At 74.3% G+C, this 26,173-nt stretch carries 24 protein-coding genes and 1 riboswitch; of the genes, 14 read left to right on the top strand and 10 right to left on the bottom strand.

The window, feature by feature from the left end:
• Positions 1 to 14: 14 nt before the first annotated feature.
• The 3 genes from C229_RS0122765 to C229_RS0122755 are packed head-to-tail and all read left to right on the top strand — an operon-like array spanning position 15 to position 2,575.
• Entirely contained in the window at positions 15 to 677 is a 663-nt protein-coding gene (locus C229_RS0122765; protein WP_018657423.1) for an HAD family hydrolase, read from the top strand.
• Between the two features lie 10 nt (positions 678 to 687).
• Positions 688 to 1,869 (top strand): zinc-dependent alcohol dehydrogenase, encoded by a 1,182-nt coding sequence (locus C229_RS0122760; RefSeq protein WP_018657422.1) that lies wholly within the window; start codon positions 688 to 690, stop codon positions 1,867 to 1,869.
• A 40-nt stretch (positions 1,870 to 1,909) separates the two neighbouring features.
• Positions 1,910 to 2,575, top strand: a complete 666-nt coding sequence (locus C229_RS0122755; protein WP_018657421.1) for a hypothetical protein — start codon at positions 1,910 to 1,912, stop codon at positions 2,573 to 2,575.
• 2 nt (positions 2,576 to 2,577) lie between these two features.
• Here the strand turns inward: C229_RS0122755 and C229_RS0122750 are convergent, their stop codons facing one another.
• The 5 genes from C229_RS0122750 to C229_RS0122730 form a co-directional block, all read right to left on the bottom strand.
• Positions 2,578 to 2,922, bottom strand: a complete 345-nt coding sequence (locus tag C229_RS0122750; protein ID WP_018657420.1) for a DUF6572 domain-containing protein — start codon at positions 2,920 to 2,922, stop codon at positions 2,578 to 2,580.
• Positions 2,923 to 2,947: 25 nt separating this feature from the next.
• The gene (locus tag C229_RS0122745; protein WP_155885004.1) at positions 2,948 to 3,616 is read right to left on the bottom strand and encodes a hypothetical protein; all 669 of its coding nucleotides are present in this window, start codon (positions 3,614 to 3,616) and stop codon (positions 2,948 to 2,950) included.
• On the bottom strand, positions 3,609 to 4,103 hold the full coding sequence (locus C229_RS0122740; protein ID WP_018657418.1) for a WXG100-like domain-containing protein: 495 nt from the start codon (positions 4,101 to 4,103) through the stop codon (positions 3,609 to 3,611). Before C229_RS0122740 ends, C229_RS0122745 begins: the two co-directional genes overlap by 8 nt.
• Entirely contained in the window at positions 4,103 to 4,426 is a 324-nt protein-coding gene (locus C229_RS0122735; protein ID WP_018657417.1) for a PE domain-containing protein, read from the bottom strand. The genes C229_RS0122740 and C229_RS0122735 overlap by 1 nt, the downstream gene beginning before the upstream one ends.
• A 93-nt stretch (positions 4,427 to 4,519) precedes the next feature.
• Complete coding sequence (locus tag C229_RS0122730) at positions 4,520 to 5,533, bottom strand: DNA topoisomerase IB (RefSeq protein WP_026314065.1); 1,014 nt, start codon at positions 5,531 to 5,533, stop codon at positions 4,520 to 4,522.
• A gap of 317 nt (positions 5,534 to 5,850) precedes the next feature.
• Between C229_RS0122730 and C229_RS0122725 the strand changes: the two genes are divergently transcribed.
• Together C229_RS0122725 and C229_RS0122720 are read left to right on the top strand one after the other, a co-directional pair.
• Positions 5,851 to 6,435 (top strand): TMEM165/GDT1 family protein, encoded by a 585-nt coding sequence (locus tag C229_RS0122725; RefSeq protein WP_018657415.1) that lies wholly within the window; start codon positions 5,851 to 5,853, stop codon positions 6,433 to 6,435.
• A gap of 135 nt (positions 6,436 to 6,570) precedes the next feature.
• Entirely contained in the window at positions 6,571 to 6,867 is a 297-nt protein-coding gene (locus tag C229_RS0122720) for an STAS domain-containing protein (protein WP_169513862.1), read from the top strand.
• Positions 6,868 to 6,869: 2 nt separating this feature from the next.
• On the opposite strand, the gene C229_RS0122715 is transcribed toward C229_RS0122720, so the two are convergent.
• Complete coding sequence (locus C229_RS0122715; RefSeq protein ID WP_018657413.1) at positions 6,870 to 7,424, bottom strand: hypothetical protein; 555 nt, start codon at positions 7,422 to 7,424, stop codon at positions 6,870 to 6,872.
• 183 nt (positions 7,425 to 7,607) lie between these two features.
• Here C229_RS0122715 and helR point away from each other — a divergent pair, with 183 nt between their 5' ends.
• A complete protein-coding gene (gene helR, locus C229_RS0122710) occupies positions 7,608 to 9,755 on the top strand; it encodes an RNA polymerase recycling motor ATPase HelR (protein WP_018657412.1) in 2,148 nt (715 codons plus the stop codon).
• A gap of 74 nt (positions 9,756 to 9,829) precedes the next feature.
• Here the strand turns inward: helR and C229_RS0122705 are convergent, their stop codons facing one another.
• Positions 9,830 to 10,693 (bottom strand): poly(ethylene terephthalate) hydrolase family protein, encoded by an 864-nt coding sequence (locus tag C229_RS0122705; protein ID WP_018657411.1) that lies wholly within the window; start codon positions 10,691 to 10,693, stop codon positions 9,830 to 9,832.
• Between the two features lie 157 nt (positions 10,694 to 10,850).
• Positions 10,851 to 12,014: a PucR family transcriptional regulator gene (locus C229_RS0122700; protein ID WP_018657410.1), complete on the bottom strand. Its 1,164-nt coding sequence runs from the start codon at positions 12,012 to 12,014 to the stop codon at positions 10,851 to 10,853.
• A 374-nt stretch (positions 12,015 to 12,388) separates the two neighbouring features.
• Here C229_RS0122700 and C229_RS0122695 point away from each other — a divergent pair, with 374 nt between their 5' ends.
• Positions 12,389 to 13,627, top strand: coding sequence for a PucR family transcriptional regulator (locus C229_RS0122695; RefSeq protein ID WP_018657409.1), 1,239 nt, complete (start codon positions 12,389 to 12,391; stop codon positions 13,625 to 13,627).
• A gap of 21 nt (positions 13,628 to 13,648) precedes the next feature.
• Here the strand turns inward: C229_RS0122695 and C229_RS0122690 are convergent, their stop codons facing one another.
• Positions 13,649 to 13,951 (bottom strand): hypothetical protein, encoded by a 303-nt coding sequence (locus C229_RS0122690; protein ID WP_155885003.1) that lies wholly within the window; start codon positions 13,949 to 13,951, stop codon positions 13,649 to 13,651.
• A gap of 135 nt (positions 13,952 to 14,086) precedes the next feature.
• Between C229_RS0122690 and C229_RS0122685 the strand changes: the two genes are divergently transcribed.
• The 3 genes from C229_RS0122685 (at position 14,087) to C229_RS33125 (ending at position 16,967) form a co-directional block, all read left to right on the top strand.
• Positions 14,087 to 14,575, top strand: a complete 489-nt coding sequence (locus tag C229_RS0122685) for a DinB family protein (RefSeq protein WP_026314062.1) — start codon at positions 14,087 to 14,089, stop codon at positions 14,573 to 14,575.
• A gap of 29 nt (positions 14,576 to 14,604) precedes the next feature.
• Positions 14,605 to 15,417, top strand: coding sequence for an SAM-dependent methyltransferase (locus C229_RS0122680; RefSeq protein ID WP_018657406.1), 813 nt, complete (start codon positions 14,605 to 14,607; stop codon positions 15,415 to 15,417).
• A gap of 128 nt (positions 15,418 to 15,545) precedes the next feature.
• Positions 15,546 to 16,967 (top strand): ricin-type beta-trefoil lectin domain protein, encoded by a 1,422-nt coding sequence (locus tag C229_RS33125; protein ID WP_169513861.1) that lies wholly within the window; start codon positions 15,546 to 15,548, stop codon positions 16,965 to 16,967.
• Between the two features lie 62 nt (positions 16,968 to 17,029).
• On the opposite strand, the gene C229_RS33120 is transcribed toward C229_RS33125, so the two are convergent.
• Positions 17,030 to 18,517: a sigma-70 family RNA polymerase sigma factor gene (locus C229_RS33120; RefSeq protein ID WP_155885000.1), complete on the bottom strand. Its 1,488-nt coding sequence runs from the start codon at positions 18,515 to 18,517 to the stop codon at positions 17,030 to 17,032.
• A gap of 187 nt (positions 18,518 to 18,704) precedes the next feature.
• Between C229_RS33120 and C229_RS31480 the strand changes: the two genes are divergently transcribed.
• The 4 genes from C229_RS31480 (at position 18,705) to C229_RS0122650 (ending at position 25,964) form a co-directional block, all read left to right on the top strand.
• Entirely contained in the window at positions 18,705 to 21,302 is a 2,598-nt protein-coding gene (locus C229_RS31480; RefSeq protein WP_018657404.1) for a helix-turn-helix transcriptional regulator, read from the top strand.
• Positions 21,303 to 21,352: 50 nt separating this feature from the next.
• Positions 21,353 to 23,065: a putative Ig domain-containing protein gene (locus C229_RS35860; RefSeq protein WP_018657403.1), complete on the top strand. Its 1,713-nt coding sequence runs from the start codon at positions 21,353 to 21,355 to the stop codon at positions 23,063 to 23,065.
• 192 nt (positions 23,066 to 23,257) lie between these two features.
• Positions 23,258 to 24,538: a S8 family peptidase gene (locus C229_RS0122655; RefSeq protein WP_018657402.1), complete on the top strand. Its 1,281-nt coding sequence runs from the start codon at positions 23,258 to 23,260 to the stop codon at positions 24,536 to 24,538.
• A 118-nt stretch (positions 24,539 to 24,656) separates the two neighbouring features.
• Positions 24,657 to 25,964: a tetratricopeptide repeat protein gene (locus C229_RS0122650; RefSeq protein WP_155884998.1), complete on the top strand. Its 1,308-nt coding sequence runs from the start codon at positions 24,657 to 24,659 to the stop codon at positions 25,962 to 25,964.
• A gap of 21 nt (positions 25,965 to 25,985) precedes the next feature.
• Positions 25,986 to 26,162, top strand: a riboswitch (cobalamin riboswitch).
• The last annotated feature ends 11 nt before the right edge of the window (positions 26,163 to 26,173 follow it).

Here is a 26,173-nt window from a genome sequence, read left to right as displayed (position 1 = left end):
GGTAGGGGCCGGGCGTGACCGAAGTCGTGATCTTCGACGTCGACGGGACGCTCGTCGACACCAACTACCTGCACGCCGTCTGCTGGTGGCAGGCGTTCCGCCAGTACGAGCAGGTCGTGCCGATGGCCGCCGTCCACCGGGCCGTCGGGATGGGCTCGGACAAACTGCTCGACCACGTGCTGCCCGACGACCGCGACCGCGCCGCCGACGACGCCATGCGCGACGCCCACCTCGCCCTCTACGCCCAGTACTGGGACCGGCTGGAGGCGTTCGGGGGCGCGGGCGACCTGCTGCGGCGCTGCGCGCGCAGCGGACGGCGCGTCCTGCTCGCCAGCTCCGCCGGGTCCACCGAGATGCGGGCGCTGCGCCGCGCGCTCGACGCCGACGACGCCATCGACGGCGCCACCTCGTCGTCGGAGGTCGAGCAGAGCAAGCCCGCGCCCGACCTCGTCCGGGCGGCGCTGGACGACGCCGGCGCCGAGCCGCAGAACGCCGTGTTCGTCGGGGACGCCGTGTGGGACGTGGAGGCGTGCGTGCGCGCCGGTGTGCCCTGCGTCGGCGTCCTGACCGGCGGGTTCTCGCGCGCCGAACTGCTCGACGCCGGGGCCGCCGCCGTCTACGCGAGCGTCGGCGAGATCCTCGGCGCCTTCCCCGAAACGCCGCTCAACGGACACTGAGAGGAGAGCCGTGAAGGCGCTCACCTGGCATGGCAAACGCGACGTCCGGGTCGAATCGGTCCCGGACCCGGTGCTCAAGGAGCCCACCGACGCGATCATCAAGGTGACCTCGTCGGGCATCTGCGGCTCGGACCTGCACCTGTACGAGGTGCTCGGCCCGTTCCTCGGCGCGGGCGACATCCTCGGCCACGAGCCGATGGGGATCGTCGAGGAGGTCGGGTCGGCGGTGAGCCACATCGCGCCCGGCGACCGCGTCGTGATCCCGTTCAACATCTCCTGCGGGCACTGCTACATGTGCAACCGCAAGCTGTTCGCGCAGTGCGAGACGACGCAGAACCGCGAGCGCGGCACCGGCGCGTCCCTGTTCGGCTACACCAAGCTGTACGGCCAGGTGCCGGGCGGGCAGGCCGAGTACCTGCGCGTCCCGCAGGCCCAGTTCGGGCCGGTCAAGGTGCCCGAGGGGCCGCCGGACGAGCGGTTCGTGTACCTGTCCGACGTGCTGCCCACCGCGCGGCAGGGCGTCCACTGGGCCGACATTCCGGAAGGCGGGTCGGTCACCGTCCTCGGCCTCGGGCCGATCGGGCAGATGGCCGCCCGGATCGCCCGCCACCGGGGGCACCGCGTCATCGGCGTCGACCTCGTCCCCGAGCGGCTGGAGATGGCCCGGCGGCACGGGATCGAGGTCGTCGACCGGGCCAAGTCCCGGCAGGTCGGAGACGTCGTCCGGGACATGACGGACGGGCGCGGCACCGACTCGGTCATCGAGGCCGTCGGCATGGAGGCGCACGGCTCGCCCGCCGGTGCCGCCGCGCAGGCCGCCGCCGGGCTCATTCCGGACAAGATCGCCCAGAAGGTCATTCCCAAGGCGGGTGTGGACCGGATGGCGGCGCTCACCGAGGCCATCGACATCGTCCGGCGCGGCGGTACCATCTCCGTCCTCGGCGTCTACGGCGGCAACCTCGACCCGATGCCGATGATGACCATGTTCGACAAGGGCATCGCGCTGCGCATGGGCCAGGCGCACGTCCGGCAGTGGACCGACGAGCTGCTGCCGCTCGTCACCGACGACGCCGACCCGCTCGGCGTCATGGACCTCGCCACCCACCGCATCCCGCTGGACGAGGCTCCGCACGGCTACGAGATCTTCCAGAAGAAGCAGGACGGCGCCATCAAGGTCCTCGTCCAGCCCTGACCACTTTGCCGCCGGACGCGCGTTTCGCGAAACTGGGAGCATGACGATGGCCGAGACGGGCGCCGCGCTGAAGAAGGAATGGGTGCGGGCCGAGAAGAAGGCGCTGGCCCCGCACGGCTTCCGCGCCGCGGCGGGCGGGCGCTACGTCGTCGCGCTCGGCGACGACTGGACCGGCGGCCTCACCCTGCCCAAGCGGGCGGGCGGCGCCGGTACGACGACGGTCCACTTCGACCCGCCGAACTGCTCGGTCACGCACGTGCCGACGCAGCGGCTGATCCGCGAGCTGAGCGGGTTCGGGCCCAAGGCGCCCGAGTATCCGACGCTGCCGGGAGCGTGGCGGGGCGTCCCGCCCGCCGACGTGGTGGACGCGCTGCGCGCGAGCGCCCCGTCCGACCCGGACGGCGTGGCGAAGGCCGTGGCGGGCACCGATGATCTCGTCCGCGACCACGTCCTGCCGTGGATGCGGGCGCACGCCGACCTGGACGCGCTGGCGGCGGCGCTGGACGCGCCGCTCACCGCACCCGACTCCGAGGCGCAGCGGCTCCAGTCGCTCGCCGTCGTCAGCCACTGGCGCGGCGACGACGCGCGGGCGCGGGCGCTGACCGACGAGTTCGCCGAGCGGTTCGGCGCCACGGGCATCGCCCCGATCGACGAGCCGCGCGGCCGGTTCGCGGCGGGCTTCCGCGACCTGCTCGGCGGCGCCTGACGTCAGTTCTCGACGAACTCGCGGGGAATGACCTCGACCGCGAAGTCGACGCCGTGCTTGGCGAACAGCCCGGTACCGGCGGTCAGCAACTGGACGAGCCGGTCGTCGGCGGGCTCGTCGGTGCAGACGAGGCGGACCCGCAGTTCCTTGCCCCGGATGTCGGGGAACTGCTCGTAGAGCTGCCCGGTCTGGATGACTTCGAGATACAGGTTGATCTTTTCGGCGATCTGTTCCCGCTGCGCTTCGGAATCGGTGAAAGGTCGCGTCTCGACCATGTCCAGCGTGTACACCGACTTTTCGTTGTTGACGGTGATCTGGTCGATGCTGTCGGGGTTTTCGACGGTCACGAGGACCCTTTCGTCGCGCGCACGGTCACGTCCAGACCTTATCAATCCTGACGCTGCTTCCCCGCGCCATCCACTCCTCCAGCGCCTGCTTCTGCGCCGGTCCCGCGTCGCCCTTGAGGATGGCCTGGACCGTGTGCTGTTCCAGCGCGGTCTTGGTGCCCATCGGCAGCGAGTCGATGTCCCAGCGCTCGACGCGCATCGAGGCGACCTGCCCCGGTCCGAGCACGTGCCCGCGCGGCATCCCGACGTCGCCGAGGGCGTGTGAGCCGACCTCCAGCCCGCCCTGCGGAACGAGCGGATAGTGCTCCTCCTGCGCCTTGCGCAGCTTTCCCTCACCGGCCTTGACCTCCAGGCCGTGATAGTCGCCGCCCGGCCCGCGCAGGAGATGGTCGACGTTGCTGCTGCCCTTGAGCGGCGTGCCCGGCTTGCGGATGTTGATCTCCGAGCCGACGATCTCGTCACCGCGTTTCCGGGCCGCCGCGGTGGCGAGGTCGTTGCCGATCTGGCCGCGCAGCGCGTTGGTCGACGGCGTCTTGCCCGGCTGGCTCGACACCTTTCCGGGATACTTCTTCGGCACCCATTTCTTGGGTTTGGGGAAACTGCCGGCCCGGTTGACGGCGTTCACGATCACCGACGTGCCGGGGACCTGGCCGTTCCGCCGTCCGCCGCCTCCGCCGCCTCTGCGATTACCCACCGAGCAGCGCTCCGATCGCCTGGTCGATGACGATGTCGATCAGCAGGCCGGTCGCGATCTTCATGAGCGGGATCAGCGTGAGGGACGCGCCGAACGTCGGGATCGCGGCCGCGATCGCCTGGGCGATCTGGATCGCGAGCATGACGAGCTGGACGATCACGTTGATCTTCAGCGCGAGCACCACGCCGGCCGCCAGGAACAGCCCGCACCCCGCCGCCAGGCAGCTCATCGCGGCCGTTCCGAGGCTGTCGGACGGCGACTCCTCGCCCGTCCACCGCTCCTGGAACGCGGCGAAGTCCTCGCCCTTGTTCTGCGTCCACACCCGCTGCGCCGCCGTGTCGGCGGCCTGGACCGTGCCACGCAGGGTGGAGCCGAACTCGGTCCACACCGTGCCGAGCTGGAACAGCTTCGTCTCGTCGGCCTCGGGCCAGCTATAGCCGAGCATTCCGAGGAGTCCGGTCAGTTCGCCGGGCAGTTGCAGGCCCATCAGAGGATCTCGCCGATCCGGTTGACGTACAGGGTGTTCGTCTCTTCCATCCGCTCGTAGTTCGCGGCGATCTCCGTGACGGCCTGCGCCGCCGCGCCCATCTCCTCCGCGCCCGCCTCGAAGCACTCCATGGCGGCCTGGAAGATCGCGCCGTGCGCGGCCCCGACGATCATCCCCACGTCGTCGCCGCCCCAGGGCTCCCCGTAGCCCTGCACCTCGGCGGAGAAGGTCCGGACGGCCGCCGCGAGCCGATCCGCCACGGCCCGCATCTCGTTTCCGGCGGACCGCACCCCCTCGACCGAGACCTCGAACCCGTGCGTCACCGAAGACCTCGCCCCTGTCCGGTCAGTAGAACATCGCCCCTTTTGGGGACGAAGGCATGTTTATCGGGTTCTACCGGTGTCCTTCAACCTTGATCAGGATGACGCGAGCATCCTGCGGACGGCCGCCTCGACCGGTCCCCGGGTGGCCAGCTCGCCGGGCCCGGTGCCGTGCCCCAGCTCCTTGAGGGCCGGGGCGATCGTGGTGCCGCGCTCGTAGAGGTCGATGACGCGCGGGTCGATGTAGGACGCGCGCGCCACCGCCGGGGTGTTGCCCAGGTACGCGGCGACCTCCGCGACGACGCGGGCGACCGCGCGCTTGCGGGCGCTCTCCGACGTGCCCGCGTCCGCCGAGACCGCCAGGCCGACGGCGGCCAGGACCGTCGCGTGCCAGGTGCGGAAGTCCTTGGCGGTGAAGTCGCCGCCGGAGATCTCGCGCAGGTACTCGTTGATGTCGGCCGAACGCACCTCGTGCCAGACGCGGCCGACGCTGTAGCCGAGAAGCTGCTCGCCGTCGCGCGTGCGGCGGCGCAGCCCCGACACGACGCGGCACACCGACTCCTCGGTCACCGCCTGGTGCCGCTCCTTCGCACCCTTGGCCAGGTACTCGAACGTGACGACGCCGCGCCCGCACGAGACGTGCTCGCGCAGCACCGTCGCCAGGCCGTACGTGCCGTTCTCCTCGGCGTACTCCTCGCCGCCGATCCGGAAGAAGCCGAGGTCGATGAGGCGGACCGCCGCCGCCAGCACGCGTGCGCGGGTGAAGCCGCGGCCCGCCAGATCCTTCTCGGCGCGCTCGCGGATCGTGCCCAGCTCGGCGCCGAAGCGCAGCACGCGGTCGAACTTCTCGCGGTCGCGCTGGAGGCGCCACTCGGGGTGGTAGAGGTACTGGCGGCGCCCGGCGTCGTCGGTGCCGAGGGCCTGGAGATGGCCGTCCGGCTCGGCGCAGATCCACACGTCCGTCCAGGCGGGCGGGATGACGAGGGCCTTCACGCGGGCGAGGTCGTCCGGGCTCGGCGGCTCGCCGTCCGGGCCGACGTAGCGGAACCCGCGCCCGTGCCGCATCCGCCGGATGCCCGGTGCCGCGGGGTCGCTTCGCTGGAGTCGCATGGCTCTTGCCCGTTACCCGGCGGGCATGCGCCGAAACGAGCGGCCGGTGCCCCGACCTGCTCCTTCGCGCGTGGGGTAGGCTGCCTGGCAGCGAAGGGGAGTAGTCCCGAAACACCGGTGGGTCGACACACTGGGCGTCCGCTGCGGCGGTCGCCCCGGTCCCCGGGCCGCCTCGGCGGTGGACGAGACCTTCGGCCAGGCACCAGCGCGCCCGTCGTCGTGACGGGTGCGTCCGTCGTGCCGGGCCGAGTGGTCGCGTCCGGGTTTCGGCGGGCGTCGCGCGCGGAGCCCGGTGCCCGAACAGGAAGCCCCCTCGCGTGAACCTCGATCTCGTCGCCCTCGGCACCGCCTTCGGGCTGATCTTCCTCGCCGAACTGCCGGACAAGACCATGTTCGCCTCGCTGGCCATGGGCACCCGGATGCGTCCGCTCTACGTGTGGTTCGGCACGTCCACCGCGTTCCTCCTGCATGTCGCGATCGCCGTCGGGGCGGGGAGCCTGCTCGGGCTGCTGCCGGACTGGAGCGTCAAGCTGGTGTCCGCCGCGCTGTTCGGTTTCGGTGCCTTCGTCCTGCTGCGCGGCGGTGATGACGACGACACCGAGGAGTCCGGCGGCGCGGTCGTCCGCGGCTTCTGGCCCGTCTACGCGACGGCGTTCACGGCCGTGTTCGTCAGCGAATGGGGCGACCTCACCCAGATCACCACCGCGAACCTCGCCGCCACCCAGAGCACCCTGTCCGTGGCGATCGGCGCGGCGGCGGCCCTCATGACCGTCTCCGCCCTGGCCCTGGTGGCGGGCCGCTTCATCGCCCGGCGAGTCCCCCTGAAGACCGTCCAGCGCATCGGCGGCCTCTGCATGCTGGCCCTGGCCCTCTGGTCCCTGACCGAAGCGATCCTCCCCTGACGACCACAGCGGTGGTTCGGGGGAAAGGCGGCGGGGGGTGGGGGTCTGGTCGTAGGCTCGGCGGCGGTCGGGTGATGTGGAGGCAGGATGCGGGCGAACGCCGGGTTCGATGACGGGTGTTTGAAGATCGTCGGGATGTTCGCTCCGCACGGGCTGCGCATCGAGGGGGAGGCCGACGTCGTGCGGCACGACGTGCTCGCCGCGCACCTCCGCGCCGCCTGCGCGGGCCGCGCGGAGGTTCACCTGGATCTGGCGGACCTGGCGTTCATGGACTTCAAGGCCCTGAACGTCCTCGGTGACCAGGCCCGCGCCGTCTCGCCCGGGACCACGATCGTCCTGGACAACCTTCCGCGCCACCTCGAACTCGTCCTCGACGAACTCGGATGGCACCGGTTCCCGGGCCTCACCCGGGGCCACGACAGCCGGAGCTGACGTCAGACGCGGGGCGTGCCGTTGAGCTGGCTGGTGTAGTCGCCCTTGCCGTCGTTGTTGTAGTTGTAGATGATCGTGCCGTCGGCGGTCCAGGTCTTGGCGCTGCCCTTGGACGCGCTGATGGGGCGGCAGTAGAGGGCCCAGCCCTCGGGGGGAATCGCGTGGCTGTCGCGGCGCTCGTTGATGTTCTTGGTGGTGGTGCACGTCGCGGTCTTGATGTCGGCGTCGTTGCGCTCCAGGCGCATCTTCAGGGCGAACCGGTCGAAGCCGTCCCCCATCGAGCCGGTGCCCCGCTCCCAGTGCACGGTGCCCCGCGCGTAGACGAGGTCGCCGCTGGCCGTCACGCACAGGTTGACCGTCACGTCGACCGGGATGGCGAACCATCCCTCGGGCTGGTAGCGCAGATAGGTCTTCTTGCACTTCTCGGTGTACGCCTGCGCGGGCTGGGCCACGGTCGTGGCCAGGCCGGCGGCCAGCGCCCCCGCGGTCATGGTGGCGCCCAGCCGGGCGGCGATCCGGCGCGTGTTCGCGGTGCCCGAAGGCGGTTTGAAGATCATTTCGCGGAGTATGCCGACCCATGATCGTTTTGGGAAGAGATCCCGCACGCGCGCAACGGCGGTGGAAAAGGGAGGCGTTCTCACTCCCCTCCACTCTCAACTTATAGCCGACCCCGGGGCTTGCGGCAAGGCCCCCGTCGTGACGGACAATCGTCCGCCTGAGCTGGAACAAGGGGGCGCGGAATGGACGTGGGGACGGCGCGCGGGAGCGTGTTCGAGCTGCCGGAACGACTGGCGGCCAAAGCCGATCCGGCGCTGATCGGGGACGACGAGCGGCACTTCGCCGCGATCGGGGAGAGCCTGGAGCGGTCGATCGCGGACCTGTCCGCGCGGCTCGACGCCGCGCGGAAGGAGCCCGGCGGGAGCAGCCCGGCGGCGGTGCAGCGCGACATGGAGATCCACCGGCTGACCGCCCGGCTGCGGACGCTGCGCCGGTTCGGGCTCGACCTGTGCCTCGGCCGGATCGTCGCGGCCGACGAGACCGGGCCCGTGTACGTCGGGCGCCTCGGCCTCACCGACGGCGACGGGCGGCGCCTGCTGCTCGACTGGCGGTCCCCGGCGGCCGAGCCGTTCTTCGCCGCCACGCACGGAAACCCGATGGGCCTGGCGAGCCGCCGCCGGTACCGCTGGACGCGCGGGCGGATCAGCGACTACTGGGACGAGGTGTTCACCCCCGGCGGCCTGGAGGGGCACGCCGCGCTCGACGACCAGTCCGCGTTCATCGCGAGCCTCGGCGGCGACCGGTCGGCGCGGATGCGGGACGTCCTCGGCACCATCCAGGCCGACCAGGACGCCATCGTCCGCGCCGGTTCGCGGGGCGCGCTCGTCGTGGACGGCGGCCCCGGCACCGGCAAGACCGTCGTCGCGCTGCACCGCAGCGCCTACCTGCTCTACGCCGACCCCCGGCTCGGGCACCGCAGGGGCGGCGTGCTGTTCGTCGGGCCGCACCAGCCGTACCTGGCGTACGTCGCGGACGTCCTGCCGAGCCTCGGTGAGGAGGGCGTGCAGACCTGCACGCTGCGCGACCTCGTCCCCGAGGGCGCGGCGGCGGTGCCCGAGGCGGACCCGCGCGTCGCCGCGCTGAAGGCGTCGGCGGGGCTGGTGAAGGGGATCGAGACGGCCGTCCGGTTCTACGAACGCCCGCCCGGTAAGGGCATGACGGTCACGACGGACTGGTCCGACATCTGGCTGAGCGCCGACGACTGGGCCGAGGCGTTCGATGCCCGCGACCCCGCCACCCCGCACAACGAGGCCCGGGACCAGATCTGGGACGAACTCGTCACGATCCTCGTGGACAAGCACGAGGGCGACGTCTCCGACGACGTCCTGCGCCGCTCCCTGGAACGCGACCGCGAGCTGCGCACCGCCCTCAACCGCGCCTGGCCGCTGCTCGAACCGGCCGACCTCGTCGGTGACCTGTGGACCGTGCCCGCCTACCTGCGGCTCTGCGCGCCCCGGCTCGAACCCGGCGACGTCCGGGCGCTCCAGCGCGACGACGCCCACGCGTGGACGGTCTCCGACCTCCCGCTGCTGGACGCCGCCCGCCGCCGCCTCGGTGACCCCGAGGCGTCCCGCCGCAAGCGCCGCCACGACGCCACCGTCGCCGCCGAACGCGCCCGCGTCGCCGACGTCGTCGACAACCTGCTGGAGGCCGACGACGACGGCGAGGGCCTGGTGACGATGCTGCGCCACGGCGACCTGCGCGACGCCCTGGTGGACGACGCCGCGCTGCCCGCCGCCGAACCCGACCGGCTCGCCGGGCCGTTCGCGCACGTCGTCGTGGACGAGGCGCAGGAACTCACCGACGCGGAATGGCAGATGCTGCGGTCGCGCTGCCCGTCCCGCAGCTTCACGATCGTCGGTGACCGCGCGCAGGCCCGGCACGGCTTCACCGAGTCCTGGCGGGAACGCCTGGAACGCGTCGGCCTCGACCGCGTCACCCAGGCGTCCCTGACGATCAACTACCGGACGCCCGAGGAGATCATGGCCGAGGCCGAACCGGTCATCCGCGCGGCCCTGCCGGACGCCAACGTCCCGACGTCGATCCGGTCCGGCGGCGTCCCGGTGGAGCACGGCGCGACGTCCGGCCTGCGCGCGGTCCTCGACGGATGGCTCGCGTCCCAGGACGACGGCGTCGCCTGCGTCATCGGCGCCCCCGACCTCCCCGACACCCCGCGCGTCCGCTCCCTGACGCCGGAACTGGCGAAGGGGCTGGAGTTCGACCTGGTGGTCCTGGTCGACCCGGACGCCTTCGGCGACGGCATCGAGGGCGCCGTCGACCGCTACGTCGCCATGACCCGCGCGACCCGCCGCCTCGCCGTCCTCACCTGACCACGCGAGCCGTCACCGGCGCCCGGTCGGTCCCGTCCGCGTGGGCGGACGGGACCGACCGGGCCGATCGAGCGTCAGCCGTTCTGGGAGGTGAAGCGGGTGTTGCGCAGCCAGTTGGAGAACGGGCTGGACGCGCCGCAGTATCCGCAGGACGCGCCCGCGAACTGGGCGCGGGCGGAGGCGTCGCCGCGCAGCGTGAAGGAGAGCCACGCCGTCGTCGGGCCGCGGAACGCGCCGCCGTCACCGGCCGGGGCGACGTGCGTCGCGCCGCGCACGACGCCGAACACGGCGGGAAGGTGGCCGGACTTGTTGTAGAAGTTGCGGACCCACGACGGCCACACGACCCGGTCGTTCTGCCCGGCCATGTAGAACGTCGGCTGCTTGAACTTGCGGGGAGCGGCCAGCGGGCCCGGCTGGATCGGCAGGACCGCGTCGACGCGGGTGTCGACGGCGGCGTTCATGGCCCCGGCGCCGCCCTGGGAGTGCCCGGACGACGCCACCCGGCTCACGTCGACCTTGCCGTAGTAGGGGCTGGACGACGTGGTGTTCCACTTGGTCACCAGGTCGAGCCCGGCGCGCATCGCGTTGCCGTTGTTGGCCTGCTTGGTGTTGGCGGCGGCGACCACGAAGCCGTGGCTCGCCCAGTGCCGCAGGAGCCCGTCGTAGGCGGCGGGGGTGGCGCCCGTCCCGTTGCCCCAGATGACGACGGGGTTCTTGACCCCGCCGCTGCCGAGGTCGCTCGGACGGTAGATCGTGTGCGCGTCGGCCTTGTCGACCTTGACCTGGTGCGGGCCGGTCTTCGACCAGTCCACCGGCGCCGCCGCGGCGGCGGGGACGGTCCGGACGGCGGGCGGATCGCCGGCGGCCACGGAGGAGACGGCGAAGGCGCCCGCGCCGAGGAACGGAACGGCTACCAGGGCCGCGATGCGTGCACGCATGGATACTCCTTGCGAGGGGGATGACACAGCTCACGGTGTGGTGCGATCGACGTATTCTCACGGACACCGTGAGCGAGGTCACGATGCCGCCGCCCTAAATCACACCGCATCGTTCGTGCGGACGCCCATACAGTGCGATCCCGCTTGTCACACCACCTCAGTCGAGCAGATCCCGGGCGGTGAGGGCCGCCGCGAGGATCTGCGCGTCCTGCGGTTCGCCCGGGTCCAGGCCGGTGCGCCGCGCGACGCCGCGCAGCCGGTAGTCGAGGGTGTTGCGGTGGATGTGCAGGTCGCGGGCGGTCAACCGGCGGTTGTGGCCGTGCTGGACGTAGATGCGCAGCGTGTCCAGCAGTTCGGGGTGGTCGGCGAGCGGGTCGAGCCGCGCGGCCATCCGCGCCAGCCCCTCGCCGGGGCGGGCGAGCTGGTACTCCAGCAGCACGTCGTCCAGCGTGTACGTGCCTGGCGGGCGCCCGAGCCGCAGCACCAGCGCCGACACCTCGGCGGCCTCCTGCGCCGCCGCCGGGATGCGGGCGCGGTCGACGGCCTCGGCGACGGCCGCGACGACGGGACGGCCCGCCGCGCGCTCCACGTCGGTGACCAGCCGCGTCAGCGCGTCGCCGTTGCCGGGCGCCGTCTTCGGCAGCAGGACGCTCACCGCGTGCGGCTGCACCGACGCGAGCGTGGTGCCGAGTGCCTGCTGCACCTCCCGGACCGTCCGCACGGTGCGGGCCACGGTCGGCTCCTCGCCCGCGAACCGCAGCGTCACCGCCCGGTACGCCTCGGCCAGCTCGACGCCGACGCGTCCGGCGAGCGCTTCGGCGGGCTCCCCGGCGAGCAGGGCGCCGTGCAGCATCCGCAGCCCCTCGCGCTGCTCGCCGCGCCGTTCCTCCTGGGCGCGGACGTGCGCCGTCGCGACCGCCGGGATGACCTCCTGGAGGAAGTCGAACATGTGCCGGGTGATCGCGGCGAGGTCGTCGGCCTCGTCGGGGCGGGCCTCCGCCGCGATGGCCTCCCAGCACACGCGGTTGCCGAGGTGGTGGGCCGCGAGCGCCACGTCCAGCGGGACGCCCTGCTCGGCGCGCCGCGCCGACCAGTCGATGATCGCGCGTCGTTCCTCGGCGGTGAGCGTCGGGTTGCCCTCGCGCAGCTTCTGCGCGCTGAACCCGATCGACGCCTCGGCCGCGGGCAGCATGGTGGTGAACAGGCGCTGCTGGGGCATCGCCGCGTAGTAGGGGAGGGCGCGACGGCTCTCCTCGGTCACGAGCTGCGCGAGATGCGGCACGTTGTCGGTGAACCAGCGCATCAGCCGGGATTCCGCCATGACGCCTCCGTGGGGGTGGGAACACGCATGGTGGCCGACGGAACGGCCCCCGGTCCAGTGATCCACCGACGATGTTCGTGGGGCGGGATGCCATGAACTCTTGTGACCTGACACAAAGAACGGCGGCGCGCGGGACCGCGCCAACGGCCGTTCCGGACACCGGAAATGGCAGGATTTCTGCGGTTCGCGGCGTTGGCGCGAGGCGCTGAACTGGCTGTATACCGGGAAGCGTGCCTTTTCGGGGCGCGCCGATTCGCATGCGCTGAGTGGTCCCCGTGCTTATCCGAGCAGGGATTGACAATTTTTCCGGCGCGGTGACACGGTGGCGCGCCCGGCGACCTGGAGCGGACGCCGGACGGCCGAAAGGGGACACGATGCGAACGACCGGCGCGACCCTCGCCCTGGCCGACCTCTCGGACCTGTCGGCGGAGGGCCTGACGCGGGTGGCCCACGCGGCGCCCGCGCTGCGTTCCGCCGTCCCCGTCATCGCCCGCGAGGCCGCCGACCGCATCCGCCGCGAGGTGCCGCAGTACGTCCGGCCCGACGACCCCCGGTACGCGCGGACGCTGGAGGCCATGGTCGAGGTGCTGATCGGGCACTTCGTCGACCTCATGGGCGACGGGACGCTGTCGTCGGACGGGGTGCTGGAGTTCGCGCGCGAGGTCGGCGCGGGCGAGGCCCGCGAGGGCCGGTCGCTGGACGCCTGGCGCAGCGCCGTCCGGATCGGGGCGGGCGTCGCGATCGTCCGGCTCACCGACCAGGCCGAACGGCTCGGCCTGAACACGCACGTGTCGGAGATCGGGCAGATCGCCCAGGCGGTGTTCGCCTACACCGACCGCGTCACCGAGGAGGCGGCGGCCGGATACGCCGACGCCGAGGCCGGTTCCGGCGGACGCACCGACGGCCGCCGCCACCGGCTGCTGGCGCACCTGCTCGACCCCGACCCGCCCGCCCGTCCGCCGCTGGACGAGCTGGCCCGCCGGGCGGGCTGGCGGCTGCCCGCGACCGTCGCGGCCGTCGCGCTGCGCGCCCGCGACACGGCCCGTCCGCGTCCTCCCGACGTGCCGCCGGACGCGCTGTGCGGGCTCCACCTGGACGACCCCGTCGTGATCCTTCCCGACCCGGACGGCCCCGGCCGTCGCCAGCGGCTCATCGCCGGACTGGACGGCTGGATCGCCGCGATCGGCCCTCCGGTGCCGGTGACCGACTGCGCGAAGTCGGCCCGCTGGGCCCACCAGGGCCTCGCCCTGGCCGACGCCGGGCTCGTCGGCACCGACGCGCCCATCGTCGTCACCGACCACCTGCCCGCGCTGCTGATGCTGCGGGAGCGCGAGCTGGTGGAGCTGGTCGCCGCCGACCGCCTGGCGATCTTCGACGAACGCCCCGCGCTCCGCAACGGCCTCGCCGACACGCTGCTCGCCCTGATCGAGCACCGCTTCAACTCCACCGCCGTCGCCGCCGCCCTCCACGTCCACCCCCAGACGGTCCGCTACCGCCTCCGCAAGCTCGAACAGCTCCTGGGCCCCACCCTCTACACCCCTGATACCCAGCTCACGCTGCACCTCATCCTCCACGCCCGCCGCACCGGCCTCGTCGAGCCCAACCCCCTCTGACCCCGCCCCGCCCCAAACGCCTCACACGTCGGGCCGCCGCGGCTCCCCGACGATGAGCGTGTCGATGTGCGACGCCTGGTTCACGCTGCCGACGTCGCGGCTGTTCACCGTGAACGACGCCGCGCCCGGCCCGTCGCGGTCGCCGCGCCGCCGCAGCGCCCACACCGTCAGCCCCAGCGCGACCAGCGCCGTCACCGCGCCGACCACGCTCGCCAGCTTGTCGGCGGCGTCCAGCCCCGCCACGATCGCGTACCCGACGGTCCCCACCCCCGCCCCGACGAGCAGCGCCAACCCACCGACCCGCACCACCGCACCCGTCCGCATCCCCCCAGTCTGCGCCCGGCGCGGCTGCTCGGCCACCGCCCACAATCGGCCATGGGTTTGCTGGAACGGCAAGGTTGCGTGCCTGAGCGCGCTGTTTCGGCAAGACTGGGGGCCGACCGGAGGAGTTGATGTGTGATGGTGAGGGCCACGCGGCGTGACACCCCGCCGCCCCGTACGGGTGGCGATGAGGCGGAGGTGCTGCGGGGGTTCCTCGACTACCTGCGCGCGTCGGTCGCCGCGAAGGTCGACGGTGCCCCCGACGCCGAGGCGCGGGCGGCGGCGGTGCCGTCCGGCACGAACCTGCTCGGTCTCCTGCACCACCTGACCGCCGTGGAGGGCGCGATGTTCCTCGGCGAGGAGGTCGCGGACTGGCAGGCGACCTTCCAGGCCCCGCCGGGACGGACCGTGGCCGAGGTCGTCGCCCGGTACCGGGAGACGGTCGAGCGGGCGAACGACGTGCTGGACGCGTGCACCGATCTCACCGCCCCGGTGCCCCGCCCCCGCTCGAAACGCCCCGCCCCCACCGTCCGCTGGGCCCTCGCCCACATGATCGAGGAGACCGCCCGCCACGCCGGTCACGCCGACATCCTCCGCGAGCTCATCGACGGCGCGACCGGCCGCTGACGTACAGTGAAGGAAGGATCGACGAGGGAGTGCGCGTGAGTCAGGAGCCGCCGTCCGGGATCGACACGAGCGTGCCGCATTCGGCTCGCATCTGGGACTACTGGCTGGGCGGCAAGGACAACTACCGCGCCGACCGGGAGGCCGGTGACGAGGTGATCCGGCATGTGCCCGGCATCGCGGTGTCCGCCCGGCAGGACCGGGCGTTCCTCGGCCGCGCCGTCCGGTTGGCCGTCTCGCGCGGCATCCGGCAGTTCCTCGACCTGGGGTCCGGGCTGCCGACCGTGGACAACACCCACGAGGCGGCCCAGCGACTGGCGCCCGAGGCGCGCGTCGTCTACGTCGACAACGACCCGCTGGTCCTCACCCACGCCCGCGCGCTGCTCAGCAGCCATCCGCACGGCGTCACCGAGTACCTCCAGGCCGACCTGCGCGAGCCCGAGCTGATCCTGCGCGACGCCGCGCAGACCCTCGACCTGCGCGAACCGGTCGCGCTGCTGCTCCTCGGCGTCCTGAACCACATCCTGGACGACGACGAGGCCCGCGACATCGTTCGCCGCCTGCGAGCCCCGCTCGCCCCCGGCAGCCTGCTGGTCATCTCCCACACCTGCGACCACACCAGCGACACCCTCGACGGCGAGGCCATGCGCCGCGCCGTCCGCTCGGTCATGGAACGCGGCGGCACCCCCATCACCGCCCGCTCGCAGGCGGGGATCGCCGCCTTCTTCGAGGGCACCGAGCTGCTCGAACCCGGCGTCGTCTCCTGCTCTCAATGGCGCCCCGCCCCCTCAGCCCAGCCCCCCGAAGAGGTCCCGCACTTCGCGGGCGTCGGCCTCATCGGGTAGGCACCGGAGAGAAGGCGAGCAGCAGGCACCGACCGGCCGGCGTGGCCGCCATCCCTCGGGCTTTCTTCGCGGAAGTTGTAATCGGTGGGCCCGGCGGGGGTCTCAGGAGTGATGTCCCACTCCAGGAAGTGAGCCCCCCGATGGAGCAACGACGATGTCGATGGCGCGCGGCCGCGCTGGCCGCGCTGGTCCTGGCCGGGCTGACGGCGGTGCCCGCCACGGCGGACGCCGCGCCGGCGCAGGCCGTCACCAAGCGTCTCGCCGTGGTGCTGGTCGACTTCACCGACAGCCGCATCGACGCCTCCGCCGCCTACCGCGCCAAGGTGCGGGACATGTACTTCGGCGACGGCCAGTCCTCCGCCCGCTACTTCCGGGAGGCGAGCGACGGCGCGCTGACGTTCGCGCCGCTGCCCGGACGCCCGGAGGTGCTGGGCCCGTGGACGATCGACATGGCCGCCGCCTGCGACTCCGGGAGGATGAACACCAAGACGCGTGAGATGCTCGCGGCGCGCGGCGTCACCGGCTACGACTCGCTGGCGATCTGGTTCCCGAACCGGCTCGCCAAGTGCGGATGGGGCGGCCTGGGCCAGCAGCCGGGGTCGGTGACGTGGATGCCGGACGGCGGCAGCGCCAGCGGCGTCGCGCACGAACTCGGCCACAACCTCGGCCTGCGCCACCTGTCCAGCGTGACGTGCGCGGCGGGCACGCTGTCGAACTGCGCCGACGCCGGGTACCGGGGCTCGTCGGTGATGGGCGGCGGCGGATACGCCAGCGGCCTGTCCGCGCCCGAACTGCTGCACCTGGGCTGGGTTCCGCCCGCGCAGCTCCGCACCGCTCCGGCGCCGGGCACCTACACGCTGGTGCCGCTGCACGCGCCCGCGTCGGTCGCGGGCGCGCGGGTGCTGGAACTGCCGCGCGGCACCGGCGGAGACCGGATCACCGTGGCGTACCGGAAGAACGGCAACACGATCGACACCGGCGTCGGCGAGGGCGTGCAGTTGCATCTGACGAAGCGGGGCGCCTTCCACACCTCGCAGCTCGTCGACCCCTCGCCCGCCACCGGCGGCAAGGACGACACCGGCCTCAAGCCCGGCTCCCGCGTCACCGACGGCGGCGTGACCGTCGAGACCGTGTCGGTCACCGCGACCGGCGCGACCGTCCGCGTCACCGGCCAGGCGTCCGGCGGCGCCCAGCGCTACGCCGACGCCGAGGGACGCTGCCTGGACGTCGCGGGCGGCGCGGCCACGGCCGGGACGCGGGTCCTGACCTGGGCCTGCCACGACGGCGCGAACCAGCGCTGGACCCCGTCCGGCGACCGGACGCTGCGCTCGCTCGGCGCCTGCCTGGACGTGCGCGGCAACGCGACGGCGGACGGCACGCCCGTCATCCTGTGGCCGTGCCACGGCCAGCCGAACCAGCAGTGGACCCACGACGGCACCACGCTGCGCAGCGCCACCGGCAAGTGCCTGACCACCACCGGCGGCGGTTCCGCCACGGTCATCCGGACGTGCGACGGCACGGCCGGTCAACGCTGGACGCGGGGCGCCTGACCCCTTCGTGACCGGCCCGGCCCCGCCCCCGCTCGGCCGGGCCGGTCACGAAGGCCCCCGCGTCAGCTCCGCCCGACGAGCAGCACGCACCACGTGGTCCTGCCGTCCGCGCCGGTGGAGCACCCGGCGCCGATGGCGCGGGTGCCGGGCGAACGGGCCGCGCCGCCCTCGGGCGCCCGCGCGCCGAACCAGCGGTCCGCGACGGTGGCGGGGTCGATGCCGCCCGAGCGGTAGTCCCCGGACCAGGCCGGGTAGCCGTAGCGGCGGGTCAGCTCCGACGACGACGACCGCACCTGGACCGTCCCGTCGGCGGCCATCTCCAGCACCTGCACGGCCGCCGCCCGGTCGAGCCGTCCGTCGACGCGCAGGGCGGGCAGGCCGTGGCCCGCCCGCCCCCGGTTGGCGGCGGCGATCATCACCCGGCCGTCCCGGATCGCCCGCCGCTGCGCCGCGTCGGGACCGGCGGACGGCGGCGCGGTGCGCGCCCGGCTCGCCCGGCGCGTGGGCGAGGCGCGTCCGTCGCGGGCCGGGTCGGCGACGAAGACGACCGTCGAGTCCGGCGCCGCCGAGGGAGACGGAACGCGCTCCGGCGCCCCGGACGCCCGGGGCGCGGCGGACGCCGCCGACGGCACCGCGACCGGCGGGCGGTGCCCCGGCTCCGGGGCGTCGGGCAGGCCCACCACGACCACCGCCGGGACGGCGACGAACGCCGCCCCGGCCGCCGTGAGCCCGGCGGCGGGCAGCGTCGCCAGCTTGTGCAGCACACCCGTCTTCCCGGCCGCGACGGCACCCGCGTCCACCCCGGACCGGCCGAGGAACACGGGCGATAACGCGGCGGGCAGCAGCGCGGCGCGCAGGTGCCGGTTCAGGTCGGTCAGCTCGGCGTAGCCGGTGCGGCAGCGCGGGCAGCCGCGCAGGTGCTCGCGCAGCTTGCGCGGCTGCCGGGCGCCCGGCTTGCGGACGGCGTGCGCGAGCGCCGCCGAGAACCCGGCGCAGCCGGTGGAGCCGTGCAGCGCCAGGTACCTCTCCCGCAGGCTCTCGCGGGCGCGGAAGATCAGCACGCTGAGGTGGTTCGGGGTGGTGCCGAGGGCGGCGGCGACCTCGGCGCGCGGCTCGTCCTCCACGATCGTGTGCCACAGCACGCTCTGCTGCCGCGCCGACAGCGCCCGGAACGCCGCCGCGATCAGCGCGCGGTCCTCGGCCAGGGCGGTCTGCTCGGCGGGGCCGGGGGCGGTGCCCTCGGCGAGGCCGTCGGACAGCGTGACGAGGTCGTCGGCGAGGACGGCGCGGCGCTGCGTCCGGGCCCAGTCCACCGCCAGGTTCCGCACGGCCGCGTACAGGTACGGCCGCCACGCGCCGCGCGGCCCGCCGCCCTGCCGCACCGCCCGCAGCGTGCGGGTGAACGCCTCGCTGACCAGGTCCTCGGCGGTGTGCTCGTCGCGGCAGAGCGTCCGCGCGTAGCCGAGCATGGCGGCGCTGTGCCGCACGTAGATCTCCGCGACCGCCTGGTCGTCGCCCGCTCGCACCCGCTCCGCCAGGTCCTCGCTCATGGTCACGCGTTCCTTCCGGTGGCCCCGGCAGGAAATCGGGGGGACCGACGATGCCTCGCGCCGGAAGCCGAACGCAAGGCAGTCACCGCGCGCGTTGGCCCGGGTTTCGCGCAGGCGGGTGACAAGGTCGCGGGGCAAGGGTTTTCCCGCTGTCGCGCGGGAAGACGGGCCGCCTAGGCTCGCGCGCGTGGAAGCCCTCGCCGGCCGCCGGGAGATCCTCGCCGTCGCGGGCCGGACCCTGTCCGGGGGCGGGCGCGTCGTGCTGACGGGGCCTCCCGGCGTCGGGACGAGCACCGTCCTGCGGGCGCTCGGCGCGGCGTCCGGCGGGCCGGTCACCGCCGTCGCCACCGGACCCGGCGCCGACGAACCGCCCTACGCGCTGGTCGCGGAGATCGTCCGGGCGCTCCCGCCCCGCGCGCTGCCGGGCGCGCAGCGCGCCGCCGTGGACGCCGTGCTGCGCCGCACCGGCGGGCCGCCGGACGCGCTGGCGGTCCGGTTCGCGCTCACCGCGCTGCTCGACGGCGGCCCGGCCCTGCTCACGATCGACGACGGGCACCGCGCCGACGCCGCCAGCCTCGCCGCGCTGGCGTACGCGCTGCCGCGCGCGGGCACCGCGTGCGCGGTCGCGGGCCGCCCCGGCACCGAGACGCTGTTGCCGGACGCGCGGCACCTGCCCGTTCCGCCGCTCTCGTGCCAGGACGTCGCGGAACTCCTCGGCGCGCACGGCCTGCCCTGCCACCTGGCCGGGCGGGTGCACGCCGCCACCGGCGGACGGCCCGGCTGGGCGCTGGCGATAGCCGCCGACGACGACCGGACCCTGGACGGCCTCGTCGCCGCCGGGCTCGCGGCGCTGCCGGAGGCGGCCCGCGCCGCGCTGCTGACGGCGGCGCTCGCGCGCAGGCCGACCGTGGCGCTGCTGGAGCGCGCCGGGCACGCCGACGCCGCGCTCGGTCCCGCCGCCGACGCGGGCCTGATCGTCGTCGACGCGGCCGGGACGGTCCGCTTCACCGGCACCGCGATCAGCGCGTTCGTCGTCCGCGCCGCGGGCTGGAGCCGCCGCACGGCCACGCACCGCCGCCTCGCGGAGTGCGGCGGCGCCGTCGACCGCGCGTTCCACCGGGCGCACGGCGCGCCGTCCCCGGCGGTGGCGGCGGAGCTGGCCGGGGCCGCCGCCACCGCGCGGGCGTCCGGCGACCTGCTCGACGCGGCCGAACTGGGCCTGCTCGCGGCTGAGCGGACGGCCGACCCGGCGCTGGCGGTCAGCGCCGCCGAGGACGCCGCCGGGGCGGGCCGTCCCGACCTGGTCGCGCGGGCGGGCGCGCTGCTGGACCGCGTCGGCGGACCCGCCGACCGCGCCCGCGCCGGGCTGGCCGCGCTCCGCGCGACCGGGCAGGGCATCGGACGGCGGCCGGGCACCGGCACGCTCGCCCTGGCCGACGCGGGCGGCGACGTCGCGCTCCAGGCCGAGGTGCGGCTGCGGTTGGCGATCCGCGCGAACGTGACCGGGGGAGCGCCCGACCTGGCCCGCCGCGAGGCCGGCGACGCCGTCCGGCTGGCCGAGCGCGCCGCCGACCCCGAGCTGCTGGCCCGCGCGCTGACGATGCGGGCGCGCACCGAACGGCTGCTCGGCCACCCCGGCGCCGCGCGGACGCTCGCCCGCGCGCTGACCCTGTGCCCGATCGGGCCGGGCCCGCTCAACGACTCGGCGCTGTTCCTGGCCGTCCGGCACGCGGTCTTCGACGACCGGCTCGACGCGGCCGCCGCCCTGCTGGCGCGGCTGCGGGTGCGGCGGGCGGCGTCCGCCGAGGACGCCGTCGACCTGCTGCGCACCCGCGCCGAGATCGACGCCCGCGCGGGCCGCTGCGACCGCGCCCTGGCCCACGCCCGCCGCGCCGTCGCGCTGACCGAGTCGGCGGGGCTGTCTCCGGGCCCGGCCTGGTTCACCCTGGCGGCGGCCGAGGTCGCGGGCGGCACCTGGGACGACGCCCGGCTGCTGGCCACCCACGCCGCGCGGGCGTCCCGCGAGGAGCACGACCTGATCTTCCTGGCCCGCAGCCTGCACGTGCTCGGGACGGTCGCGCTCGTGTCGGGCGACCCGGCGGCGGCGCTCGCGCCGCTGGAACGGGTGGCCGAACTGGAGGAGGCGGCCGGTGTCGCCGACCCGTCCCAGCTCCGCTGGCACGCCGACCTGATCGCCGCGTACGCGGCCACCGGCCGCGAACGCCGGGGCCGCGACCTGACGGCCCGCACCCGCACCGCCGCCCGGCGGCGGCCGGGCGTCCTGGCGGCGCTCGACCGCGCCGACGCGGCCCTGCACGCCGCCGCCGGCGACCTGGCCGCCGCCGAGACGGCGCTGCGCTCATCGGCCGACGCGTTCTCGGGCCTCGGGCTGCCCGTCGAGCGGGGCCGGTCGCTGCTGGCCCTCGCGCGCGTCCTGCGCCGCAGGCGCCGCCGCGCCCCGGCCCGCGACGTGCTGGCCGAGGCGTCCGAGGTTTTCACGGCCGCGCGGGCGCGTCCCTGGACCCGCCAGGTCCGGCTGGAGGCCGCGCGGCTCGACCCGGCGCGCGGCGGCGACCTGACCGCCGGGGAGGAACGCGTCGCGGAACTGGCGGCCGGGGGCGCCACCAACAAGGAGATCGCGGCGACGCTGAACATGAGCGTGAAGACCGTCGAGGCGGCGCTGACGCGGATCTACCGCAAGCTCGGCGTCCGCTCGCGCACGCAGCTCGCGGTCAACGGGCGCCCCGGAACAAGGGATTCCTCGCTTTTCCCGCGCGAAGGCTGATCCCTACATTCATCGCGATTCCCCCCGCACCCTGCGCGAAAGGTCCACCGATGACCGCCCTCCCTCCCGCGCGCCGCTCCCTCGCCGCGCTGGCCGCGCTCGTCCTGACCGCGACGGTCCTGGCCGCCCCGGCGTCGGCCGCGCCCGACCCCGCCCCCGACCCGCTGCTGAAGGCCATGCAGCGCGACCTCGGCCTCACCCCCGCGCAGACCCGCGCCCGCTGGACGGCCGAGCAGAAGGCCCGCGAGGCCGCGCACCGGCTGCGGCCCGCCGTCGGCGCGGCCGGACTGTACTTCGACGCGGGCTCCGGCACGCTCGCCGTGCCCGTCACCGACGACGCGCACGCCCGCCTGGTGCGCGCGTCCGGCGCCACCCCGGTCCGCGTCGGGCACGGCCCCGCCGCGCTCGCCCGCGTCGAGGCCCGCGTGTCCGCGCTCGTCCGCGCCGGTGCGGACGGCGTGGCGAGCTGGGGCACCGACCCCGTCACCGACCGCGTCGTCGTGCGGGTGACGCCGCGCGCGGACGCGGCGCTCCGCGAGCGGCTCGCGGCGCTGTCGCCCGCCGTCGCGCTGCGGGACGTGCCCGTCCGGTACCGCCAGCACGGCGGCGACGTCGTCGGCGGCGACTACTGGAAGCCGGGCTCGGAGGGCAACTGCTCGATCGGGTTCAGCGCCACCGGCGGCGACGGCTCCCGCCAGATGCTCACGGCCGGGCACTGCACCAACGACGCGAACCAGCCCGCCTACGGCAACGACGGCAGCCGCCTCGGCACCTCCAACGTCGGCGGGAACCGCAGCGTCAACGCCCGCGAGGGCGACTTCGGCGTCGTCGCCGTCACCGAGACCGCCTGGCGGCAGTCGGCCAAGGTCAGCGGGCACGGGCAGGGCGACATCACCGTCACCCGCTCGGCCGAACCGACCGTGGGCATGTCCATCTGCCGGTCCGGCGGCACCACGGGCCTGCGCTGCGGCACCGTGACCCAGATCAACCAGACCATCGACTACGGCAACGTCGTCATCGCGGGCCTCTTCGTGACGAACGCTTGCTCCAACGGCGGCGACTCCGGCGGCGCCTACGTCACCGGCCCCGCGTCCGGCGCCACCGCCGTCGGGCTGCACTCCGGCGGCGGCAACCCCTGCGGCCAGTCCGGACCCAACACCATCGGCCAGCCCGTCAACGAGGCGCTGACCAAGTGGAACCTGTCGCTGTACACCGGGACGACGGCGCCCGGCGCCCCGAGCATCGCCCCGCCCGGCGACCAGACCGCCCGGCCCGGCACGCCGTTCCGGCTGGACCTCCGCGCGACCGGCGGCACCGCGCCCTACGCCTGGACCGCGTCGGGCCTGCCCGCCGGGCTGTCCATCGACCGCGCCACCGGCAGCATCACCGGCACCCCGGCGGCGGCGGGCACCTCGCGGGTCACGGCGACCGTGACCGACGCCGCGAGCCGGTCCGCCACCGCGTCGTTCACCCTCACCGTCGGCACCGCGACGACGCCTCCGGCCGTCACCGACCCGGGCGCGCAGACCGCCTATGCCTCCCGTCCGTACCGCCTGGCGATGACGGCCACCGGCGGCACCACCCCCTACACGTGGACGGCGTCGGGTCTGCCCGCCGGGCTGTCCATCGACCGCGCCACCGGCGTGATCTCCGGAACGCCCGCCCGCTGGGGCCTGTCCACCAGCACCGTCACCGTGACCGACCGGTCGTCCCGCACCGCCTCGGTCACCTTCACCTGGTCGGTCTGGAACCCCTGGAACTGACCGTCCGCCCCCCGGCGGGGCCGGTACCCGGCACGGGTACCGGCCTCGCCGTGCGCACCGGCGGATGAATTTCTCTTTCGGGTGTTATCGGCGGACCGTATCCGCGTCCTACCTGTGCGGCCGCGTTCCCCCGCGTGGCGGCACAGCTCGTAGGACGAAAGGTGAACCCCCCTCATGCCCCACTCACCACGCGTGATCGCCGCGGCCGGCGCGTTCCTGCTGCCCCTGCTCGCCGCGACGCCCGCCGCCGCGGACGGCGAGATCCTGAACGCGCGGGCGGCGCAGCCCGTCGAAGGCAGCTACATCGTCACGCTCAAGAGCGGCCAGGCTCCCAGGCAGGACGACGTGCGGACCCGCGCCCAGCAGCTCACCCGCAAGTACTCCGGCGACGTCGGGCTCGTCTACACCAGCGTCGTCAAGGGCTTCCAGGCCCGGCTCAGCGCGGACCGGGCGCGGCGGCTGGCCGCCGACCCCGCCGTCGCGTCGGTCGAGCAGGACGCGATCTCCCAGGCGTTCGACGTCCAGCAGAACCCTCCGTCGTGGGGGCTGGACCGCGCCGACCAGAAGGCGCTGCCGCTCAGCCGCAGCTACTCCTACGACACCAAGGCCGCCAACGTCACGGCGTACGTCCTGGACACCGGAATCCTGACGTCCCACCCCGACTTCGGCGGCCGGGCGAGGTCCGGATACGACTTCATCGACAACGACACCGACGCCAACGACTGCCAGGGGCACGGCACCCACGTGGCCGGGACGATCGGCGGCGCGTCCTACGGCATCGCCAAGGGCGCCAAGCTGGTCGGCGTCCGCGTGCTCGACTGCAACGGCCGCGGGGCCAACTCCGCGATCATCAAGGGCATCGACTGGGTGACCGCCAACGCCGTCAAGCCCGCCGTCGCGAACATGAGCCTGGGCGGCGGGGCCAGCGCCGCGCTCGACGACGCCGTCAAGCGGGCCATCGCGTCCGGCGTCACCTTCTCGCTCGCCGCGGGCAACTCGAACACCAACGCCTGTAACACCTCCCCGGCCCGTACCCCGGCCGCGCTCACCGTCGGCGCGACCACCGCGACCGACGCACGCGCGTCGTTCTCCAACTACGGCTCCTGCCTCGACCTGTTCGCCCCCGGGCAGCAGATCGTGTCGACGTCCAACGGCGGGGGGACCGCGACGATGTCCGGCACGTCGATGGCCGCCCCGCACGTGGCGGGCGCCGCGGCGCTCGTCCTGGCCGACCACCCCGGCCACAGCCCCGCCCAGGTCGCGTCCGCGCTGACGTCCGCCGCGACCACCGGCGCCGTCGGCAACCCCGGCAACGGCTCGGCCAACCGCCTGCTGTTCACCGGCTCCGCCGACACCGGCACCCCCGGCCCGGACCCGACGCCGACCCCGTCGCCGTCGCCGTCCCAGCCGGGCGGCAACTGGTGGGACCAGTTCTGGAAGTGGCTGAACGGCCTCCTCAACCCCACCGCGTAGGACGTATCGCGGGCGTATCGGAAACCGCATACGCCGACGAGACGTCCTCCCGTCTTCAGTGGTGCGCACCACGCCGGGACTCGGTGCCCGGCGCCCGGAGCGCACGAAGGAGACGGCCGTGGCCGAAGACGGAGGATGGGGTCGGCGTTCCCTGCTGCGGGGCGCGGCCGTGGCGGCCGGAGCCGCCGCGACCGCCCCGCTGCTGGGCAGGGCGGCGCACGCCGACACCCGTGACGCGGACGCCCTGTTCAAAGCCGGGAAGTTCGGACGGGCGGCCCGCGCGTACGAGGCGATCCTGCGCAAGGACCCCGCCGATCTGCGCGCGGCCCGCCAGCGCGGCTACATCGGGCTGCTGGGCAACCGGTTCCCCGAGGCCGAGAAGTACCTGACGACGGCCCTCGGACTGGCGCCCGACGACAAGGAGACCAACGCGCTGCTGGCCGACTGCTACCTCCGGCAGGACAAGCTCGCCCTCTCCGTGCCGCGCTGGCGGGCGGCCGGAGAGGCGTCCTACGCCGCGTGGTTCGGGGCGGTGCGCGGCGCCCCGTACCGCGTCCACGGCGACGTCGGCCGGGTGCCGTTCACGCAGCTCGACCCGTTCCCGCTGGTCATGGCGTCGGTCAACGGCGGGCCGCCGAAGCGCTTCACCTTCTACACCGGCGCCCCGAACCTCGGCGTGTCGGCCTCCCTGGCCCGGGAGGCCGGGCTGCGTCCCGTGTACCAGGAGAAGACGGAGTTCGAGGGCACCGTCATCTGGGCCTACTACGGGGTGCTGGACTCGTTCACGCTCGGCGGCATCGAGCTGCGGAACGTCCCGGTGGGCTGGTCCGCGACGGAGTCGGGCGCCGACGTCGGCACGGACAGCGACGGCATGATCGGCACGTGGGTCTTCTACCACCTGCTGACCACGTTCGACTACGCGGGCCGGTCGCTGATCCTGCGCCGTCCGGCGTCGGAGGCCGCCCGCAGGGCGCGCGCCGACGCGGCACGGACGGGCGGGCGGCCGCTGCCGATCTGGCTGTCGCGCGACCACGACGTCACCAGCGTGGGCTCCATCGCCGGGTCCGGCCCCCGCGTGATGGGCGTGAACTTCGGCGGCGTCGGTGAGATCGCGGCGGGCATGCCCGGCGAGGTGGCCGAACGCCTGCGCGTCCGCACCGACCGCGACCGCCCGATCGAGACGTTCGCGCACAGCCACCCGACGACGACCTACCCCTGCTACCCGGGCGAGATCCGCCTGGGCGACGCCGTCGCCCGCTCCGTCTACTGCGAGACCGACCCGACCATGCCCGTCAACGTCCCCTGGCCCTACGGTCCGGGCTTCGACGCCATCGGCCACTTCGCCCACGCCTTCTGGAAGCCGTACAACATCACCCTCGACTTCACGACCATGCGGCTCCACATCGCCCGAGGTAAGGCCACCTGACCGATGGTCGCGCTTTGGTCGTTATGTCATGATGGCTGCCGTAGGCGACGGCGGAACGAGGAAACCGGTGGAAATCCGGTGCGGTCCCGCCACTGTGATCGGTGAGCGACTCCCGACGCGGCCACGGCCCGGTGACGGGCGGGAAGGCCGGGGGAAGCGTCGACCCGAGAGCCAGGAGACTCACGCGGTCGCCTCCTCGATGAAACTGG

Origin of the sequence: Actinomadura flavalba DSM 45200 (genome assembly GCF_000374305.1) — a bacterium.
GTDB classification, from domain to species: domain Bacteria; phylum Actinomycetota; class Actinomycetes; order Streptosporangiales; family Streptosporangiaceae; genus Spirillospora; species Spirillospora flavalba.
This window is presented reverse-complemented; position numbering and strand designations above follow the sequence as displayed.